Source organism: Phyllobacterium zundukense, from assembly GCF_002764115.1.
GTDB lineage: Bacteria > Pseudomonadota > Alphaproteobacteria > Rhizobiales > Rhizobiaceae > Phyllobacterium > Phyllobacterium zundukense.
The window spans coordinates 133,059-152,211 of the sequence record NZ_CP017944.1; the positions used below are offsets into that span (position 1 = coordinate 133,059).

Below are 19,153 nucleotides of genomic sequence, written 5' to 3' on the forward strand. Positions count from 1 at the left end.
CTCCAGTACCGCCCACATATCCAGAATCGGGCGATAGTCGCCTGATTATGCTTTCTTTTCAATATCTCGCGCCGGGGTTTCCGGTTTCATACCACCCTTGCGACGCGCGAAGGTGTTTTCTCCATTGGAACGCCAGTCGCCGGCGACGGCCTTGTCGGCGAAATTACTCCACACGTCGCTCCAGTCGCCGAGCGAATAGCCGTGCCATGGCGGCTGCGGCGAGAGTGGCGGCAATTGCAGGTTTTCCCAGATCTCGCGTGCACGCACCATATAGGGTTCTGCAGGCAAAGCGAGAGGTGGCATCGGAGCCTTCAGTGTAGCGTCGATCAGCAATGTGCCTTCGGCATTTCTGGAGCCGGACTTTGGTCCATGCCCGCCCGAGCGGTAGGGCGTGACATGCACGTCATCGATCATATTTGCACGATAAGCCAGCGACCAGAACACGGCGTCTGCATTGCGAGCGTCGATATCATCGGACACGGCGATGACGATCTTACCGCACTGTGCCTGCAGTGTGGCAGCGCCCTGCAAGCCGCGCCATATTTCCGATTGCGGGGCGCTACGGTCGAATTCAAGAAAAATAACCTTGCGATATTGGTAAGCGGTTCGTGCATGACGACGCGCTTGATGCCCTTGACGTTGAGCACTTTCTTCAGGTGGTTAAAGAACAGCGGTTCATAGGCAACGCGTTTCAGAACGCTTGATTCGCTGGGCGTAACCTGGCTGACGATCGATACCAGTACGGGTTTGCGCTTGCGGGTGATCGCCGTAACGCGCGTCGACATGTTGAAATCTTCGAGCGCCACATGACCATGGCTCTCGCCGAACGGACCTTCCGGCTCCAGGAGTTCGGTATCGACCAGACCTTCGATGACGATTTCAGCGTCTGCGGGAACTTCCAGATCGATGGTCTTGCATTTGACGATGCGAATGGCCTCGCCGATCAGGCCGCCGGCGACGCCGAGTTCGTTCTGGTCAATCGGCAATTTCTGTGGTCCGGTGAAAAGCACGGCCGGCGCACAGCCGATGACAATGGCGCAAGGCATCGGCTCACCCCGCTTCTGATACTTCAGCCAATGCTGGTAACCGCCGGCACCACTTAGGCGGCTCGCCATTCGCACGCCGAGCCTGTCATCGGACTTCAACGCCGCGCGATATGTGCCCATGTTGCGGATTCCGTTTTCTGGATCCCACGTGACGCAGAGTGTCGCGGTAAAATAGGGAGCACTATCAAAGCCAGGCGTAGAGACTGGCACAGGCAAACTGCCCAACCCCGCCCTCCGCCTTGAGCGCATCCCCCGTGATGACTATTTCCTGGCAGGGGGCATCCTCGACCATGACCGGATCAATCGGATTCTCCATGGCGCCGACCCAGACATCGCCAATCTCGCTTTCCGGAACGCCAAGCCCAATGGCGTAGATTTCAGGCGAGGCAGCGAGAACGCCGACAGCAACCGGAATATCGTACTTCTCGCCTTTTGCTCCTCTTACGTCTGTGAACAAAAAGCCGCGACGCTGCGACTCATGCAAGCCACCCTGGAACTGCCAGCGTGCGAGCGGATGCAATTCGCCGTCCTTGTCGATTGGAACCTGAATGCGCGTCAGAAGCCCACGCTCCTCGAGCCGCGCCAGATGGTCCTGCAGGTCCAGTGGGGCATTGCGCTTTTGGGTCGTCATGTTGGTATTAACGAAACAGTCAAGGGGCCTTCTTGGTGCAGGATCCTCGATCAACCCGCGACCCGGCGGAGCGGGACAGTCTTGACAATCTATCTTTGCCGATCTCTTAGCGCTGCGGAATTGGCCTCATCGATTATGTTGCCGACGAGTGCCTCTGTCGTTTTGTATTCATCAACATTCACGACCCTGCAGCCATGTTCCCTGACGAGTTGCGCAGTCCTTTGATCGAACAACAGCGTGCGTTCAAGAAACCTCGATATCATTGCCCGGCTTTTTTCGTTGGCCGTCGGGAACCCGCTTGCATCATAAATCCGCGTGCGCAAGGTCTCAGGGCTGGCAGTTAACCAGACAGCCCCAACTTCCTTCAAACGGTGCCCGGTCGTGATAAACGGCCAAAGAGCCGAGCCTTCGAGCACTAATTTTCCCAAGCCTGCATCTTTCGCCGTTGCTCGGATGAGTTCCGCAACAAGTGGTGACATTTTGCGGTGATGCAGAATGATGGATTCCACCAGTTCGTTGACTTTTAAACTCAGATAGTGCTCCGCAACGTGATCGGGTATTTTCGCGGCTGTCTGTCGCCATGGTCTGCCTGGGTGCTTGGCAAGACTATCCGTCGAAACACAGCGCCAGCCGAGCTTCTCTGCCAGTGCCTGCGCCACCGTGGATTTCCCGACGTTTGATGAGCCTCCGATCAGAATAACCCTAACAGTGGCGTCAATCCGTTTTTTCAATGACCTTACCCTTTGTCGAAAGCCCAAGAGATTTTCTACTTACCGCCCAATATCTAAAATAACGAAACACCTGTTTTCCAGTTCCATCAGCTGGAAACCACCTCTTTGAGCTGTGACAAGGGATCCACACATAGCATTCGGGTTTGCGGCATGGCGGAAGATAAGCCTCAGCCGGTATTCATTGCGATGACGATCAGCGCTTCGTATGCCGACGGAGTCTCGCGCAGGGCAGCCTGAGACATCGGCCCAGCCTGCCGCGCGATCCCGTCGTCCTTGTTGAACATGTCGCGCTTTTGCGGCCGATCCTTATAGGGCACCACCGTCGTGAAAAGATGCTCACTCAGATCGTCGGGAAAAAACAACTGCCCGACCATCACCGAACTGTCGTCGGGAAAGACCTTGAAATGGATATGCGTGGTGCGACCGCGGTACCAGCCGGGATAGATTGTCTTGAATGAAACGATGCCCTGCTCATCAGCATGCTGGATGCCGCGCAGATACTTCTGGCCCGTCGTGTCGATGTCACGACTGTCACCCTGCCCCGGATAGCCGGAATAAGTACCTTTTGCGTCGCAATGCCAGATATCGACCCTTGCCCTCACCAAAGGCCGGCATTGGCTATCGACCGCTTGAAGGCGTACGGTCAGCGGTACGCCCTCGCGGCCTTCGGTAATGTCCTGTCGTTCGAGTTCAGGATCAAAATAGAACGGCCCCTCGGTCACTTCCGGTGTTATCGAGCAAATGCCCGCGCCGGGCATCAGCAGCGAAGCGCCGGCAAAAGGTGTATCCTCCGCCGCCCGGGCTTCGGGCGTGAGAAACGCGCCGCCGGCAGCAGTAACCGCAATCAGGCGCAGTGTCTGGCGGCGGCTTATTCGAATTCCGGATTGGTCTGCCTTCATCAGTGCTTCCTTGCGAGCCGGGCGGTGTCAAAGCCGACTTCCACTGCCGGTCGGACACGTCGAGGAAATCATTGGCGCGAATGGTCCTCTATGGCAATGGGGCTCAAGTCGCATTGCATCGATGGTCACGCACGCCACCCCACTTCTTCTCGCTGTAGTTTGCTGCCGGCGCAATTGTGATGCCTGCACGTTTTCGTGAACGAAATCCTCCAGGCACCATCGTGATTGGACTTCGCGATCCGGTAGAGTCACCCTTGCCACGGGTATCATCGGAGTTGGGCGGAACAACCTCGTTCGAATAGGAGGCAAAAATGAAGCATCATGCACTCAAGCAACTTCAGAACGTCGCCGAGATTGATCAGAGCTACCCGCGCCAAACCATGTCGCGCAGCGAACGTCTTGAACGCTGGGCGGAGCTCCTTGAACGGAACCCCGACCGACGCCTCTCAACGCTGCACCAGACCGAGTATCAGTCGGCCGTAAATCGCGCGGCGATGCGCAGCGATGGTTCACCCATCTCGGTCGCTTTCGAGGATCCTGTCTTCCGCGCAACCGGATTGGAAAACGACAGTTACGGCGAAGCGAAGCGGTTCTTCGAACTGACCGACGAGCAATTGCACAAGGTCATCTGCTATTGCCACTTCGGCTCGACGGTAAGCGCCGCGACAGCCGCCTATCACATCCGCAAGATACATGCGCGGAGACAGGGAGGCTTGTTCGCCTGGTTGCACGAGATGTTCGTTGGATAGAGTAGGCACAAGCCCGCTTTGATCGTTATGGATGCGGCCCAATTCATCTATTTGAATTGGGCATCACCTCCAGAGCCTCGGCCGCGGCAATTGCAGACATGTTCACAATGCCCCGGCTCGTTACCGTCGGAGCAAGGATGTGTGCCGGTCGTTTGGTTCCCATCAGGATGGGGCCCACTGCCAGTGCATTGTTCAGTTCCGTGAGCAATGTCATCGACATATTCGAGGCTTCCAGTGACGGGAAGATCAACAGATTTGCCTCGCCCTCGAACGCGGTTTGAGCCAAATGGCGTTCGCGCAATGCACCGTTGATGGCGAGATCTCCCTGCATTTCGCCTTCAACGAGCAGATCGGGCGCGGCTTGCTTCAACATCGAATAGACTTTGCGCATCTTTTCCGAGGACGCGCCGTCACGTGAGCCGAAATTCGAATAGCTCAGCAATGCCGCCTTGGCATCAATGTTGAACCGCTTGAGATGATCGCGTGCCTGCAATGCGATCTGGACGATCTCTTCAGCACTTGGATCGATGTTCATATAGGTGTCGGCAAGGAAGAACACGCCCTTGGACATGATCAGCATCGACAGCGCTGACAGCTGTGCTGAATCATCGGCTAGCCCGATGATTGAGCGAATATCGCGCGCATGCTTGATGAAACTTCCCTGCAACCCGCAAATCAGCGCGTCGGCCTCGCCGCGATGGACAGCCAATGCTCCGATCACCGTCGTATTGGTGCGGACGATCGTACGGGCAGTGTCGAGCGTCACGCCCTTGCGTCCGACGAGGTCATGGAAAAGCGTGACATAGTCACGGTAGCGTGGGTCGTCTTCGGGGTTGATAATCTCGAAATCGCGCTCTGGTTTGATTGTAAGACCAAAGCGTTCTATCCGTTGTTCGATGACTGACGGCCGGCCGATAAGGACTGGCCGGCCAATGGCTTCCTCCAGGATCACCTGAGTGGCCCGAAGCACGCGCTCATCCTCACCATCCGCAAACGCAATGCGTTTTCCTTGTCCTTGGGCGCGCTCGATCATTGGCTTCATGACCAATCCCGAACGGAAGACGAAACGTTTCAGGCTATCCTGATAAGCGCTCATGTCCTGGATCGGGCGGCGAGATACCCCGCTGTCCATCGCGGCTTGCGCAACCGCCGGAGCGATGCGCAGAATCAAACGCTGATCAAAAGGTGACGGAATGAGATAGCCGCTGCCGAAAGTGGCCGATGCCTCAGTTCCCAAGGATTCCAGAACGGGTTCGTGTGCCAATTGCGCGATGGCGTAGGCGGCTGCGCGCTTCATGTCATCGTTGATGGTTGTCGCACCGGCGTCCAGTGCGCCGCGGAAGATGAATGGGAAGCACAGGACATTGTTGACCTGATTAGGATAGTCAGACCTTCCTGTACAAATCATCGCGTCGGGCCGCTCAGCGATCGCCAGCTCCGGCATGATTTCCGGAATTGGGTTCGATAGCGCGAGAATCAATGGGTCACGCGCCATATCGCGGATCATTTCCGGTTTGAGGGCACCCGCAGAGGAAAGGCCGGCATAAATATCCGCCCCAGCCATGACGTCCGCCAACTCTGTCGCATCCGTGTCCTGCGCAAACGCTCCGCGCCAGCGGTCAACGGAATTTGCGCGCTTTTTGGTAACAAGGCCCTGGCGGTCGGCCAAGTAAATGTTCTCCCGCCGCGCTCCCACCGTCACCAGCATGTTCATACAGGCAATCGCCGCCGCACCGGCGCCTGATGTGCAGATCTTCACTTCTGCGATATTTTTCCCGACAAGCTTCATGGCGTTGAGAACGGCAGCAGCAACAATGATCGCGGTACCGTGCTGGTCATCGTGGAACACGGGGATGTTCATCCGTGCCCTGAGGCTCTCCTCAATATCGAAGCAATCCGGGGCCTTGATATCTTCGAGGTTGATGCCGCCGAAACTGGGCTCAAGCGGTGCAACAATCTCTATGAATTTCTTCGGATCGCTTTCATTCACCTCGATATCGATGCTGTCGATGCCGGCGAATTTCTTGAAAAGAACGGCCTTGCCTTCCATAACTGGCTTGCTGGCCAACGCTCCGATATTGCCAAGGCCCAACACGGCCGTGCCGTTGGAAATGACTGCAACAAGATTGCCCTTGGACGTGTAGGCGTAGGCCTTCTCGGGATCAGCTGCGATTTCTTCGCAAGGTGCCGCAACCCCAGGTGAATAAGCCAGCGCGAGGTCGCGTGCATTGGCCAACGGTTTGCTCGGTGTAATCTCAAGCTTGCCCGGTTTGGGGTACTGATGAAAATCCAGCGCTGCGGTTCGCAGACTTGCTTTCGGGTCTTGTGACAAGGCAGTCTTGCTCCTGTTATGCAATTTTAGCTGAAACGGCTAAAGTCCCAACAATCTTCCGGCGAGGAATAGGGATAATAGCCCAGCGCGGGGGCAGGATCGCATATTCTATGCAGGCATCAAACATCGATTTTTGTTTCATGACCGCGCCACGCTCGATACCACAGCAAGCGATAATGCCGAGCGGCGCATGAAGGTATTATTGCAGATAAATTCGCTTACCCAGGCGATGGGAACATCGATCGGGATGCACTTCCCATCGCTTGCGCGATCGAGTTCAAGGAACCCTTCCCGAAGGGGCTTGCGTAAGTTCGGATCATTTCGTCACCGTCGAATCGGCATCTTGGGGCCCGCGAAGAACAGCATTTTCAATCTGCTAACCCGTGTTTCGAGCGTTAGGCCCCATCCCGCTATTTTACGGATGCACTCCTTCCAAAATCATCATAGTCTGCCGCGGGTTGGCTGTTGCTTGCTTTTCAAAGGAGTATTTCGTGTCTTCTGTTTTCGATTTGCACCCTATTTCGCGCCGCTCCTTGCTCAGTGGTATGGCCGCTGCATCGGCGCTTGTCCTGCTGCACCCGTTTTCCGCCCGCGCAGCCGCCAATCAAGCCCATTTGCGGCTGATGGAAACGACAGACATTCACGTCAATGTTTTCCCCTATGACTATTACGCTGACAAGCCTACCGACACGATGGGACTCGCCCGCACGGCGACCATCATAGATGCCATCCGCGCTGAAGCTGCTAATTCGCTCCTTATCGACAACGGCGACTTCCTGCAGGGCAATCCCATGGGTGACTACATGGCCTATCAGCACGGCATGAAGGACGGCGATGTGCATCCAGTCATCAAGGCGATGAACGTACTGGGCTACGACGTCGGGACACTCGGCAACCACGAATTCAACTACGGTCTCGACTATATGTTCAAGGTGGTCGGCGGGTCGAACTTTCCTTATGTCTGCGCCAATTTGACGAAAGGTCAGCTCTCTTCAGATCCCAGGCAGGACGATCTCTTCTTCAAGCCCTACGTCATCATCGAAAGGAAGATCAAGGACGGCACCGGGGCCGAAAGTCCGGTCAGGATTGGGTTTATTGGCTTCGTACCACCGCAAATCATGCTTTGGGATATTAAGAATCTTGAAGGCAAGGCGCAGACCCGCGACATCGTCGAAGCGGCCAAAGCCTGGGTGCCTGCCATGAAGGAAGAAGGCGCCGATATTATCATCGCCCTGTCTCATTCCGGTATCGACGGAACCACACCGTCGGAACGGATGGAGAATGCTTCGCTCTATCTCGCCGGCGTCGAAGGCATCGACGCGATCTTCACCGGCCACCAGCATCTGGTCTTCCCCGGCCCGAAGAGCTGGGATGGCATTGCCAATGCCGATCCGGTCAAAGGCACACTTGCCGGCAAGCCGGCAGTCATGGCCGGTTTCTGGGGTTCGCATCTCGGTCTCATTGACTTGCTGCTTGAGAAAGACGGCAATAGCTGGAGGATTACTGATTTCACGGCAGAGGCCCGTCCCATCTATCACCGCGACGACAAGAAGAAGGTTGTCGCTGATGTCGCCGACAAGACGGCTGTAATCGAAGCCGCCAAGGCCGAGCACGAGGCGACACTTGCCTACGTCCGCACACCGGTCGGCAAGACGTCGGCGCCGCTCTATTCCTATTTCGCGCTCGTCGCCGATGATCCTTCGGTTCAAGTCGTTTCCCAGGCCCAAACCTGGTACATCAAGGAAATGCTCAAGGATACCGAGCACAAGGACCTGCCGGTTCTTTCTGCGGCAGCGCCCTTCAAGGCCGGTGGACGCGGGGGCGCCGATTATTATACTGACGTTCCAATCGGCGATATCGCCATCAAGAATGTCGCCGATCTTTACCTCTATCCCAACACGGTACAGGCTGTCGTTATCACCGGCCAGCAGGTGAAGAACTGGCTGGAAATGTCGGCCGGTATGTTCAATCACATAGAAGCGGGAGCCAAGGATGCAGCACTGCTCAATGCGGATTTTCCATCCTACAATTTTGACGTTATCGATGGTGTGACCTACGAGATCGATCTGTCGCAGCCACGCAAGTTCGACAATGATGGACAGGCGATCAATCCAGAGGCAAACCGCATCCAGAACCTCCGGTTTGAGGGCAAACCGATCGATCCGGCGCAAAAATTTGTGGTCGTCACGAATAATTATCGTGCCGGCGGGGGCGGGAAGTTCCCAGAGATTGCTTCGGACAAGGTAGTTTTCGTGGCTCCGGATACGAACCGTGATGTCATCGTGCGCTATATCATTGAAGAAGGCACCATCAACCCATCCGCAGATGGCAACTGGGGTTTCAAACAGTTACCAGGCACCACAGTGACCTTTGAAAGCGGCCCGAAGGCCAGGCAGTACGTTGCCAAGGTGAAGAGCGTCAGGATCGAGGATGCAGGCGAAGGTACGGAAGGCTTTGCCATGTTCCGGCTGATCCTTTGAACGGCGCAGTCGGAATGTGGCGGGGGACAGCCCTGTAGTTGACTAATCCATTTCGCAAATGAACGATATGGATACCTCACAACCACCTGCAATCGAAGGCAGGGCTGCCGTCTTGGCCTTGTATCAAGCGTCCTGTCCGGTTTTCGCCCGCTTGGGAAGCTTCCAGTTCGGCCGGATAAAGTGGCAGGTATAGCCATTCGGAATCCGTTCGAGATAGTCTTGGTGTTCCGGTTCAGCTTGCCAAAAGTCACCTGCAGGCGTGATATCGGTTACCACTTTTCCTGGCCAAAGTCCGGACGCGTCGACGTCGGCGATCGTGTCTTCCGCAACGCGCCTCTGCTCGTCACTGGTATAAAAGATCTCCGACCGATAGCTCGCCCCAACGTCATTGCCCTGTCGATCGCGGGTGCTCGGGTCATGTATTTGAAAGAAAAATTCGAGGAGTTGCCGATAGGTGATTTTCGAAGGATCAAATGTGATTTCGATCGCTTCAGCATGAGTGCCGTGATTGCGATAGGTCGCATGTGGAACGTCACCGCCCGTGTAACCGACACGTGTGGAGATCACACCGTCGTAACGGCGTATGAGGTCTTGCATTCCCCAAAAACAGCCGCCGGCGAGTACAGCGCGCTCATATATCATTGCACGTCCTCCACTTGGTTGAGATAGGCCCCGTAACCTGCCGATTCCATGTCATCGCGATGGATGAAACGCAGCGCAGCGGAGTTGATGCAGTATCGCAAACCGCCGCGGTCCTCCGGACCATCAGGAAACACATGTCCAAGATGGCTATCGCCATGGATCGAGCGCACTTCGGTGCGGACCATGCCGTACGAACTATCCTGCACCTCGTTCACATTGGCAGGCTCAATCGGTTTCGTGAAGCTCGGCCAGCCACAACCCGACTCATATTTATCAGACGAAGCAAATAGCGGTTCACCAGACACAACGTCAACGTAGATGCCCGGTTCCTTGTTGTCGAGATATTCGCCCGTTCCGGGACGCTCGGTCGCGCTATGCTGGGTCACGCGATACTGTTCCGGGGTTAGCCTGGCAATAGCATCTTTACTCTTGCTGTAGTTCGGCAAGTTAGACTCCTTTTCGACAGCTCCTGGCTGGCACTCGTTGAAACGACAAGCCGAGGATCATAATGCCGCCAGTTGCATCGCTTTTTAATCGATATGGATCGAGTTGAAAACGAAGCATTGAGAGATCCATATACGGTCATATCATCCCAAAGCTTACGTCCTTGGCTTCAATTGGGATGTGCGCATTCAAATATCAAGAACTGCACTGAGTGCATAGGAGATATGGTCAATCCGGCATTGTGCACCGCAGCATAGACTCCTACGTTTGTCCCAGCAAAAGGAGTTTGCCATGAAGAACTACTTCAACCGCATCCGTAACTTCATCAGGCACGATCACGCAAAGGTCCGCGAAGAAGCTTACCTCAACGAAGCTGGTTCGATCATCGACCTCGAATATCGCCAGCGCCAGATCGACCGTGGCATGTTCCGTCAAAGCGGCTATTGAGGCGCTTCGCACAATATAAGACGCACACACTCGCGCTGCTCCCAAGGGCCCGTGTTGCTGGGCAGCCTTGTGAAAAGTTAACAAGCTTGATTGCCGTCCCGACTCCCGACAGCGAAGTAAAATTCTCGATAGTCCGCACCATTATCTAAACTTTGGGACTTCAGCGCGAATCCGGGCTCACTGGTCGTTCTGCGACGCGACAAGATGGGCGGACATCAAGTCCAGCATTTCTGTGCGACTTGGCCGCCCAGCAAGATCGTCGCTGATCAGTCGACGCTCAACTGATCGGCTGACATTTTCCCCGACTTCTTGTCACTCACCATCTCGTAACTGATTTTCTGGCCATCATTCAAGCCGCGCAGTCCAGCGCGCTCAACAGCAGAAATGTGCACGAACACATCAGGTCCGCCATTATCAGGCTGGATGAAGCCAAAACCCTTTGTCGAATTGAACCATTTAACTGTGCCTGTTGCCACGATGAACCCTCCCATTAGCAATTCAGATTGTATCGTTATCGATCGATGCATCCAGGATCAAGCAAAGATAGAATAATTGCATGAGCACCGCAAAAGAGCAGGCCTCGCAATTGCCAGACTCGTATTATTTGGTGACATCGGAAACACACCAGGAACTCATGACTATCATCATTCGTGTCGCGGTGCCTTGCGCTGTATGATACGGCCCTGGAGTGCCTATATCCGAGCTATGGACCCCATCCACGCTGCGCGATGACGGGCGGAAAAAGAAACGATCTAAGGGAAGATTGATTTTGCCGTACGACGGCATGCTCATTCGAGCATACCCCGGCTAACAAGTCCCAATGTTAAGCAACAAGGATAATGTAATGAATGACTTTTATGTCGGCCAAAAAGTCGTTTGTATCGACGACAAATTCAAGAATGTCAGCATCGATCAGATAATCCGAAAAGGCCAAATCTACACTATTCGCTGGATCGGCATGTATCAGCACTATGTCGATGGCGAATTCGTCGGCATCAAAGTCGAGGAGATCCACCGCGGCAATGATGACGGCCCTGAGGGTTATGGTGCGGCCGACATGCCTTATCGCGCTTCGCGCTTTCGCCCACTTGTGAAGGACCAGATTGGCGCGCTGCGAAAATTATTGACCCCCACGCCAGATGTCCCGCCCGAACAGGAGAAGGAAACCCCGGTTAAAAAGAAGGAAAAGGTGTGAACCCCAGGAATGGGAATGCCCGACCCTTTCATCATTCAGCGAATAGTTGCCGATAGAGACCGCGCTCAACTGGCGTGGCATCGACAGCATTCGACGCATGGATGGTTCCGATCGAAAAATCGAAAATCATGATTGAAACTATCAGTCTCTTCCATGCTCGTGTGCTGGTTCGGAATCAGGCGGACTACCGGGCTCGTGCCGCGAGATGAATGCCGGCCAGCATGCAGCGCACCGAGCCGCCAGCGCGTTCGATTGTCGGCACGTCGAGCGGCAGCATATCGGTGAACTGCTCGAGCACGGCGATTTGCTTCGGTTGCAATGCTTTTAGTGCCCGTGCCGAAAGAGCCAGTACGGGACCGTTCTTGCCGAATAACTCGATAGCGTTACCGGCGAAGTTGGCAATTTGCCCGTATGTGAGGTCGACGACTGTCCGCCCGGTACTCTCTAGCCGCTCCTGGATTTCAATGCGCCGCGCCGTATCGCTGATCGTGTTAAGCCCTATCATGCAGAACTGTGTGCCGATCCCCATCAGTACATTGGTGTGGTAGATCGGCCGGCCTTGGTAATCGACCGCGTCAAACACCACCGGCTCGAAGTTGAAATGCGTACAAAATCTCTCCAACATTACTGCGTCTGTGCGGTTGGACTTCGCGGCATAGGCAACACGTTCAACATGATCGAGCACCATGGCCCCGGTGCCTTCAAGGAAAACGTCATCCATTTCGAGGCCGGAATAGTCGATCACGTCTTGCACGCGATAGCGCTGCTTCAGCATCTCGATGACGTCGGTGCGGCGTTCCCTCCGGCGGCTCGGCGAATACATCGGATAGATGGCCACATGACCACCGGCGTGAGTGGAGAACCAATTGTTCGGGAATACGGAATCCGGGGTTTCCACTCCCTCGTCTTCAAAAAGATGCACAGTGATTCCTGCGGCATCCAACTGTGCGGCGGCTGTTGTGACCTCGCGATAGGCAGCGCTCGAAATTGCATCGGCCTTGCGCTCATCCAGCGACTGGAAGGTATTGTCCGAGACGGTTGCAGGGTTTGGCGAAAAACGGTGCGGGCGGATCATCACAACGCTCTTTGGCGCCTGGACAGAAAGCAACTTGCTGCTCATCACGTCATGCCCTTCGAAGAACGCGTGGATCTTCAATGGTTGTACTGAGCACGCCGTAGAGATCGCGCGGGTCAACCGGATCAGCCAGGAGATCGAGTTCCGTATAGAAATCGGTGTGCTGCACAGAGTCGCGCAGGTAACGCAACGTTGAAAAATCTTCTATTGCGAAGCCCACTGAATCGAACACGGTAATTTGCTCGTGCGAAATACGTCCATTGGCGTCGCCGGTGATCACCTGCCACAATTCGGTAACAGGAAAACCCTTCGGCATCTGCTGGATCTCACCTTCGATGCGGGTCTGCTCGGTAAATTCGACATACACATCGGCGCGCAGCAGGATGTCTCTCTGCAGTTCCGTCTTGCCGGGACAGTCGCCGCCGACCGCATTGATATGGACTCCGTTGCCCACCATGTTATCGGACAAAATAGTAGCATTCAATTTGTCGGCCGTGACGGTCGTGATGATGTCGGCGCCAAGCACAGCCTCGGCGGTGCTGTCCGCCTCGACGATCTCAAAGCCCCATGGGGACATGTTGCGGACAAACTTCGCCGTCGCAGCCGGGTCGATGTCGTAGACGCGCAGCTTGTCTATCCCCAATAGCGTCTTGAAGGCCAATGCCTGGAATTCCGACTGCGCACCGAGACCGATAATCGCCATCGTGCTGGCATCGTCACGAGCAAGATATTTCGCGGCCAGCGCCGACGTCGCCGCAGTACGCAGTGCCGTCATGATGGTCATTTCGGAGAAAAAAGTCGGATAGCCCGTGCCGACATCCGACAGCACGCCGAAGGCAGTGACCGTCTGGAGACCATCGCGGGTGTTCTTCGGATGCCCGTTCACATATTTGAAGCCATAAAGCCTGCCGTCGCTGGCCGGCATCAATTCGATGACGCCATCGCGGGAATGACTGGCAACCCGCGGCTCTTTCTCAAACTCGTTCCAGCGGCGGAAATCATTTTCGATATAGTCGGCTAGCCCGAGCAGAAAACGCTCCATGCCAACAGAATGGATTAACCTTACCACATTATCGACGCCAACGAACTGGACCATGCTCGACCTCCTTGTTTAGAGATCAAATTAGATCAATGCAGTTTGTATATTAAATACGGAACATGTTCGAAATTCCTCTCAATATTTTGCAATTTGCATATCAAGCATGTACATTTATCTAATGCACATATTTGATGAATTGGACCATGCATTGATCGCCGCCCTGCGTGAGGATGGACGAGCGCCCGTATCCAAACTGGCTGCCATTCTGGGCGTAACACGCGCCACCGTCCAAACACGGCTGGATAGGCTCCTCAACTCTGGCGCTGTTCTGGGCTTCACCATTCGCGCCCGGCAAGACTATGATGAGCGGTCCATTCGCGCCGTTATGCTGATCGAAGTGAGCGGGCGTTCCACAACAACTGTCATCAAATACTTGCGCGGCCTGCCTGAACTTCACTCCTTGCATACAACGAATGGTGCATGGGATCTGATCGCTGAAATAAGGGCGGCGAGTTTGACAGATTTTGATCGCGTGCTTCGCGAAGTGAGAATGGTTGAAGGCGTTCTCAATAGTGAAACCAGCATCATGCTGAGCTCGGTTTAGTTCTTACAGGCAACGACTTTGCAATGGCCCGCGCCTGGCACCTTTTCGATCGCTCGAAGCATGCCGAAACATCAACAATGTCGCTCCTGATTGAGCTGCTGTTGCAGGCTTCAGAGTCGCGACGTCCGTCAAATCACGGCCTTGGGGGGCCAAGGATACAGTTATTGCTGCGACTACGGAACCTTCACCCATAAACCCTCGTTACACTGCATTCCACCAACAGTGAGGACGGTACGATGGCGACCGAAGATACTTTCGACACCGATCGGGGCAGCGGCGGCGAAACGCACCAGCATGTCCCTGAAAAGGGTCCACACGATGGCACCAATCACCTGACTACCAATCAGGGCATTCACGTCAGCGATAACCAAAACAGTCTGCGTTCAGGAGAGCGGGGTCCAACATTGCTTGAGGACTTTGTGCTGCGGGAGAAAATCTTCCATTTCGACCACGAGCGCATTCCGGAACGCATTGTTCATGCTCGGGGATCCGCTGCCCACGGTTACTTTGAACTCTTCGAATCCCTCTCCGATATTACCAAAGCTGATCTGTTCCAGCGTGCCGGAGAAAAGACGCCTGTCTTTACCCGGTTTTCCACGGTGGCTGGGGGCGCAGGGTCTGTCGACACGCCCCGCGATGTGCGTGGATTTGCAGTTAAGTTTTATACCAAGGAAGGAAATTGGGATCTGGTCGGAAACAATATCCCGGTCTTCTTCATTCAAGATGCGATCAAGTTTCCGGACCTTGTTCATGCTGTGAAGATGGAAGCCGATCGGGCCTTTCCGCAAGCCGGGAGTGCCCATGATACATTCTGGGATTGGGCATCCTTGATGCCGGAAACGACACACATGCTGATGTGGGCCATGTCGGACCGCACCATTCCGCGTTCGTTCCGCACTATGGAAGGATTTGGCATCCACACTTTCAGGCTCGTAGATGCAAAGGGCAAGTCGACTTTCGTCAAGTTCCATTGGAAACCCAAGCTGGGATTGCAATCGACCGTCTGGGACGAAGCGCTGAAACTCCAGGCAGCAGATAATGACTATCACAGGCGCGATCTCTGGGAGTCCATCCAGTCCGGTAATTTCCCGGAATGGGAACTCGGTCTTCAGCTGTTCGATCAGAAATTTGCCGATGCGCAGCCCTATGATGTGCTCGATGCTACCAAGATCATTCCTGAGGAGGTGATCCCGGTACGGATAGTCGGACGCATGGTCCTTGACCGCAACCCCGACAATTTCTTTGCCGAAACGGAACAGGCCGCCTATTGCCCGGCGAATATCGTTCCCGGCATTGATTTTACCAATGATCCGTTATTGCAGGGACGACTATTCAGTTATCTCGATACCCAAAAATCGCGCCTTGGCACCGCGAATTTTCATCAACTGCCAATCAATGCGCCGAAATGTCCAGTGATGAACTTTCAGCGCGATGGACAGATGCAGATGAACGTGCCCAAGGGTCGCGCCAACTATGAACCAAACAGCTTGAATGCCCATGGCGAAGAAGGCGGACCTCGCGAATGTCCTGTAAGCGGGTTCGCCACATTCGAAGGACGTTCGGAGAACGGGGAAGTGGGCGACAAGTTGCGGGTCCGCGCAGAACTCTTCGCTGATCATTACAGTCAGGCCCGGCTGTTCTGGCGTTCGCAACAACCCTCTGAGCAGGCTCATATCGCTTCCTCCTTCGTTTTCGAGCTTTCAAAGGTGGGCCTGTCGCAGGTACCGCTGCGAATGGTCGCCAATCTGCGCAATGTCGATGAAGACCTGGCAAAACGTGTCGCCGTTGGCTTGGGTATCGAGCTTCCGAAAAAGGCGCCCGCTGCTCGCGAGCCAATCGACATGAATCCCTCCCCCGCCCTGAGCATTCACAAGAACATGAAAGCCACACTTGATGGCCGCACAATCGGTATCTTAATTGCCGATGGCACAGATGCGGCCGCTTTGTCGAAGCTCACAAAGGCAATCAAAGGAGCTGGAGCCAGAACGATGCTGATTGCTCCCAAAGTCGGCGGAACGAAACTCTCAGATGGAAAAATGGTAAAGGCGGACGGGCAACTGGCAGGCTCACCGTCGCAGTTGTTTGATGCCGTCGCCGTGCTTCTGTCCGATGACGCCACAAAAATACTGCTTGAAGAAGGAGCTGCGATCCAGTGGGTTATGGATGCTTTCGGGCATCTCAAAGCCATCGGATATCTGGCGGAATCCAAGCCGTTGCTAGACAAGGCCGGGATTCAACCCGATCAAGGTGTCGTAATGCTTGACAACGATTTCGTTCACGCAGCAGCAAAGCGTTACTGGGAGCGCGAACCAAAGGTGCGATCGCTGGCTTAGGTTGGGGCATCAATGTTCGGACGGGGTTAAGATTGCCCATCGAGGCCCCACCGAACACCGGCGACAGCAATACCTAATCCAAACTCCGTATCTGCCCGGCAAACGGATTCGAGACCTGCCGATTATGGTCGAGAATCTACTCGAGGCTTAGACCCGGCACGCGGCAAGAAGCCATCTATTCGATATCCTTTATTGCATCGAGAGGTCCCTTCAGCGCGGTGCGCGGCGGCACAAGTTGCGGTTGAATAAGATAGGTCTGCACCGCCGGACGGCTCTGTGACATGATCTCAAACGCCTTTGTGATCATCCCGTCGACATCCTGCCGGATCATGATAACGGGGAAAGGCAGGAACGACCCAAAAGGATCGTAGTCATAGCAGCCGACGACGATATCCGCGAAGGCCTCGTTCGGGTGCTGCGCCATGAAACGCAAAAGCCCTTCGAAATTGATAGACGAGTTGATGAACAGTCCTCGCGGCAGTTTCCCTTCGCGCTCATAAAACCGTTCGAAAGCAATCTGCGCCATATTCGGCGAGTAGCCGGTCGGTTCTATGCATCTGTCAGAGTCGTCTCCCGTGAGTTCGCGCTTGGTGGCGCGAAACCCGCGGATACGTTCACGGCTGGCATGGTCGTCACGCCCGCCGAACAGATAGAGTTCATCCGGTTTGAGCGGCAAGTTGGCACTGAAATGACGGATTACCGCCTCCGTCAGCATGCGCGCGCCCTGATAATTATCGCTGATCACGGAAGGCGCCAGAGTGCCCGGCAGGTCGATATTGACGTGCTTGAGACCAGAGGCAACGCAAAGCGCATGAATCCCGTCGGGATCAGTGGCACCAGCCACGATCAGTTCGTCGACAGAATAGGAAATCAGCGTTTCGACTGTTTGCCGTTCCTGTTCCGGATCACGACACGCACTCACAACAATGGGGCATTGTCCGCGACTGCGGACATGCGCCTCAAAGGTTTGTGCCATCGACGAAAAATAGCGGTTGTCATGCACGGGCAGCAGAAGACCGACAAGACCGGACCTGGAGCTGCGCAGACCCCGCGCCTGGAGGTTGGCGGTATATTGATGTTCCTCCGCCAGATCGCGGATAAGTTTTGCGGTACTTTCTTTGATCCGTCGCTTGCGCCAAGTCCCGTTGAGTACGGCACTGACCGTCGATGGCGAGCTTCCGGAAAGAACTGACAGGTCGTAGATCGTCGCCTTTTTCTTTGGTTGATGTTCCATCCATTTCTCCTGCCACTTTCTTAGTGCCAAACTCCGCTTGACGAAAGATTAAAACTGACTGATATTTATTGCACCATCGATTGTGCAAATTTGCAACATCGATGGTGCAATGAGCGCCGTGAGGAGGCGGTGATCGGGAGAGTGGAACCTACACCACTCGAGTTCTGCATATGTCCCCTGCCCGGTTGGATGATAAGCTCCCGTGCGGAGCAAGTGGAGGAGGAAAGAAATGAAAAAGCTTTTGATCGCCGCAGTTGCCGCGGCGCTGTCCTTGGCGGCTGCAATGATTGCTTCCGCCGATAGCGGAAAAGTCGGTGTCGTTGTCAAGATCGGCGGCATTCCCTGGTTCAACGCCATGGACGCCGGCATCAAGGAACAGGGTAAGAAGATCGGAGTCGATGCCTTCATGGTCGGCCCGACGAGTGCCGATCCTGCGCTTCAGGTTCGTGCGATCGAGGATTTGATTGCGCAAGGTGTAAAGGTGATCGGCGTTGTTCCAAACGATGCCAAGGTGCTTGAGCCCGTGCTCAGCAAGGCCAAGGAGAAGGGTATTATCGTCATCACCCACGAGTCGCCGAGCCAGAAAGGCGCGGATTGGGATTTCGAGCTCGCCTCTTCCACCGGGTTTGGTGAAGCGCATGCAAAGCTCCTCGCGGAAAAGATGGGAGGCAAGGGCGAGTATGCCGTCTTCGTCGGGTCACTGACCGTTCCGCTGCACAACGCTTGGGCTGATGCCGCCAATGAATATATCAAGAAAAACTATCCGGACATGAAGCTGGTCGGTGAACGTTATGGCGTCGCCGAGGATGTCGACAAGAGCCGCTCGACCGCTCTTGACCTCATTTCAGCCCATCCCGATCTCAAGGGCTTCCTGGCCTTCGGCAGCCAGGGCCCGATTGGTGCTGGACGAGCTGTCGAGGAGCGCCGCAAGATCGGCCAGATCTTTGTCCTTGGACCGTTCTCGCCTGGACAGGGACAAAAGCTCATCAAGTCGGATGCCATTTCCGGTGGCTTCATGTGGAACCCGAAGCAGGCGGGTGAAGTGTTCGTAACCCTGGCTGACAAGCTCATGAAGGGCGAAAAACTGAAAGACGGTGATAAGATCGAAGGCCTTGGTGTCATCCACCCTGATTTCGAAAACCACAACATCATCGTTGACCAGTTGGTACCCATCAACAAGGAAACCGTCAGCGATCTAGCCAAAATGGGCCTCTGATCCTTCGCGGATCCTCCCTGCTGCCGGAGCAACCATGGCTGGTCCGGCAGCGTCAA

General features: G+C 55.1%; 16 protein-coding genes and 1 pseudogene. 7 read left to right on the forward strand and 10 right to left on the reverse strand.

All coding sequences use genetic code 11. The features are described from left to right. Positions 1–45 precede the first annotated feature (45 nt). The 3 genes and pseudogenes from BLM14_RS29080 to BLM14_RS29090 form a co-directional block, all read right to left on the reverse strand. A pseudogene (locus tag BLM14_RS29080) lies at positions 46–1,677 on the reverse strand (UbiD family decarboxylase). An 89-nt stretch (positions 1,678–1,766) separates the two neighbouring features. Continuing rightward, positions 1,767–2,408, reverse strand: a complete 642-nt coding sequence (locus tag BLM14_RS29085; RefSeq protein ID WP_157929636.1) for an AAA family ATPase — start codon at positions 2,406–2,408, stop codon at positions 1,767–1,769. A gap of 167 nt (positions 2,409–2,575) precedes the next feature. Next, positions 2,576–3,307, reverse strand: a complete 732-nt coding sequence (locus BLM14_RS29090; RefSeq protein ID WP_100003534.1) for an intradiol ring-cleavage dioxygenase — start codon at positions 3,305–3,307, stop codon at positions 2,576–2,578. A 311-nt stretch (positions 3,308–3,618) separates the two neighbouring features. Between BLM14_RS29090 and BLM14_RS29095 the strand changes: the two genes are divergently transcribed. After that, positions 3,619–4,056, forward strand: a complete 438-nt coding sequence (locus BLM14_RS29095; protein WP_100003535.1) for a hypothetical protein — start codon at positions 3,619–3,621, stop codon at positions 4,054–4,056. A 43-nt stretch (positions 4,057–4,099) separates the two neighbouring features. On the opposite strand, the gene BLM14_RS29100 is transcribed toward BLM14_RS29095, so the two are convergent. Next, complete coding sequence (locus tag BLM14_RS29100; RefSeq protein ID WP_100003536.1) at positions 4,100–6,388, reverse strand: NADP-dependent malic enzyme; 2,289 nt, start codon at positions 6,386–6,388, stop codon at positions 4,100–4,102. Positions 6,389–6,879: 491 nt separating this feature from the next. On the opposite strand from BLM14_RS29100, the gene BLM14_RS29105 reads away from it, so the two are divergent. Next, positions 6,880–8,868, forward strand: a complete 1,989-nt coding sequence (locus BLM14_RS29105; protein ID WP_100003537.1) for a bifunctional 2',3'-cyclic-nucleotide 2'-phosphodiesterase/3'-nucleotidase — start codon at positions 6,880–6,882, stop codon at positions 8,866–8,868. A gap of 123 nt (positions 8,869–8,991) precedes the next feature. Here BLM14_RS29105 and msrA read toward each other — a convergent pair whose 3' ends face one another. Both msrA and msrB read right to left on the reverse strand, forming a co-directional pair. Continuing rightward, positions 8,992–9,510: a peptide-methionine (S)-S-oxide reductase MsrA gene (gene msrA, locus BLM14_RS29110; RefSeq protein WP_100003538.1), complete on the reverse strand. Its 519-nt coding sequence runs from the start codon at positions 9,508–9,510 to the stop codon at positions 8,992–8,994. Then, positions 9,507–9,956 (reverse strand): peptide-methionine (R)-S-oxide reductase MsrB, encoded by a 450-nt coding sequence (msrB, locus tag BLM14_RS29115; protein ID WP_100003539.1) that lies wholly within the window; start codon positions 9,954–9,956, stop codon positions 9,507–9,509. Before msrB ends, msrA begins: the two co-directional genes overlap by 4 nt. 289 nt (positions 9,957–10,245) lie before the next feature. On the opposite strand from msrB, the gene BLM14_RS29120 reads away from it, so the two are divergent. Continuing rightward, entirely contained in the window at positions 10,246–10,401 is a 156-nt protein-coding gene (locus tag BLM14_RS29120) for a DUF3563 family protein (RefSeq protein ID WP_100003540.1), read from the forward strand. Positions 10,402–10,667: 266 nt separating this feature from the next. On the opposite strand, the gene BLM14_RS29125 is transcribed toward BLM14_RS29120, so the two are convergent. Beyond that, positions 10,668–10,877 carry a cold-shock protein gene (locus BLM14_RS29125; RefSeq protein ID WP_100003660.1) on the reverse strand — a complete coding sequence of 70 codons (210 nt, stop codon included), beginning with the start codon at positions 10,875–10,877 and terminating at the stop codon, positions 10,668–10,670. A 368-nt stretch (positions 10,878–11,245) separates the two neighbouring features. Between BLM14_RS29125 and BLM14_RS29130 the strand changes: the two genes are divergently transcribed. Beyond that, on the forward strand, positions 11,246–11,596 hold the full coding sequence (locus BLM14_RS29130) for a CAP-Gly domain protein (protein ID WP_237143731.1): 351 nt from the start codon (positions 11,246–11,248) through the stop codon (positions 11,594–11,596). Between the two features lie 184 nt (positions 11,597–11,780). Here the strand turns inward: BLM14_RS29130 and ctlX are convergent, their stop codons facing one another. Further along, entirely contained in the window at positions 11,781–12,716 is a 936-nt protein-coding gene (gene ctlX, locus BLM14_RS29135) for a citrulline utilization hydrolase CtlX (protein ID WP_100003542.1), read from the reverse strand. 4 nt (positions 12,717–12,720) lie between these two features. Then, positions 12,721–13,767, reverse strand: coding sequence for an ornithine cyclodeaminase (locus tag BLM14_RS29140; protein ID WP_100003543.1), 1,047 nt, complete (start codon positions 13,765–13,767; stop codon positions 12,721–12,723). 121 nt (positions 13,768–13,888) lie between these two features. Between BLM14_RS29140 and BLM14_RS29145 the strand changes: the two genes are divergently transcribed. Both BLM14_RS29145 and BLM14_RS29150 read left to right on the forward strand, forming a co-directional pair. Next, positions 13,889–14,314 (forward strand): Lrp/AsnC family transcriptional regulator, encoded by a 426-nt coding sequence (locus BLM14_RS29145; RefSeq protein ID WP_100003661.1) that lies wholly within the window; start codon positions 13,889–13,891, stop codon positions 14,312–14,314. Between the two features lie 236 nt (positions 14,315–14,550). Then, positions 14,551–16,647, forward strand: a complete 2,097-nt coding sequence (locus BLM14_RS29150) for a catalase (protein ID WP_100003544.1) — start codon at positions 14,551–14,553, stop codon at positions 16,645–16,647. Positions 16,648–16,822: 175 nt separating this feature from the next. Here BLM14_RS29150 and BLM14_RS29155 read toward each other — a convergent pair whose 3' ends face one another. Then, complete coding sequence (locus BLM14_RS29155; protein ID WP_100003545.1) at positions 16,823–17,881, reverse strand: LacI family DNA-binding transcriptional regulator; 1,059 nt, start codon at positions 17,879–17,881, stop codon at positions 16,823–16,825. 229 nt (positions 17,882–18,110) lie between these two features. Here BLM14_RS29155 and BLM14_RS29160 point away from each other — a divergent pair, with 229 nt between their 5' ends. Continuing rightward, the gene (locus tag BLM14_RS29160; protein ID WP_100003546.1) at positions 18,111–19,097 is read left to right on the forward strand and encodes an autoinducer 2 ABC transporter substrate-binding protein; all 987 of its coding nucleotides are present in this window, start codon (positions 18,111–18,113) and stop codon (positions 19,095–19,097) included. Positions 19,098–19,153: the final 56 nt, after the last annotated feature.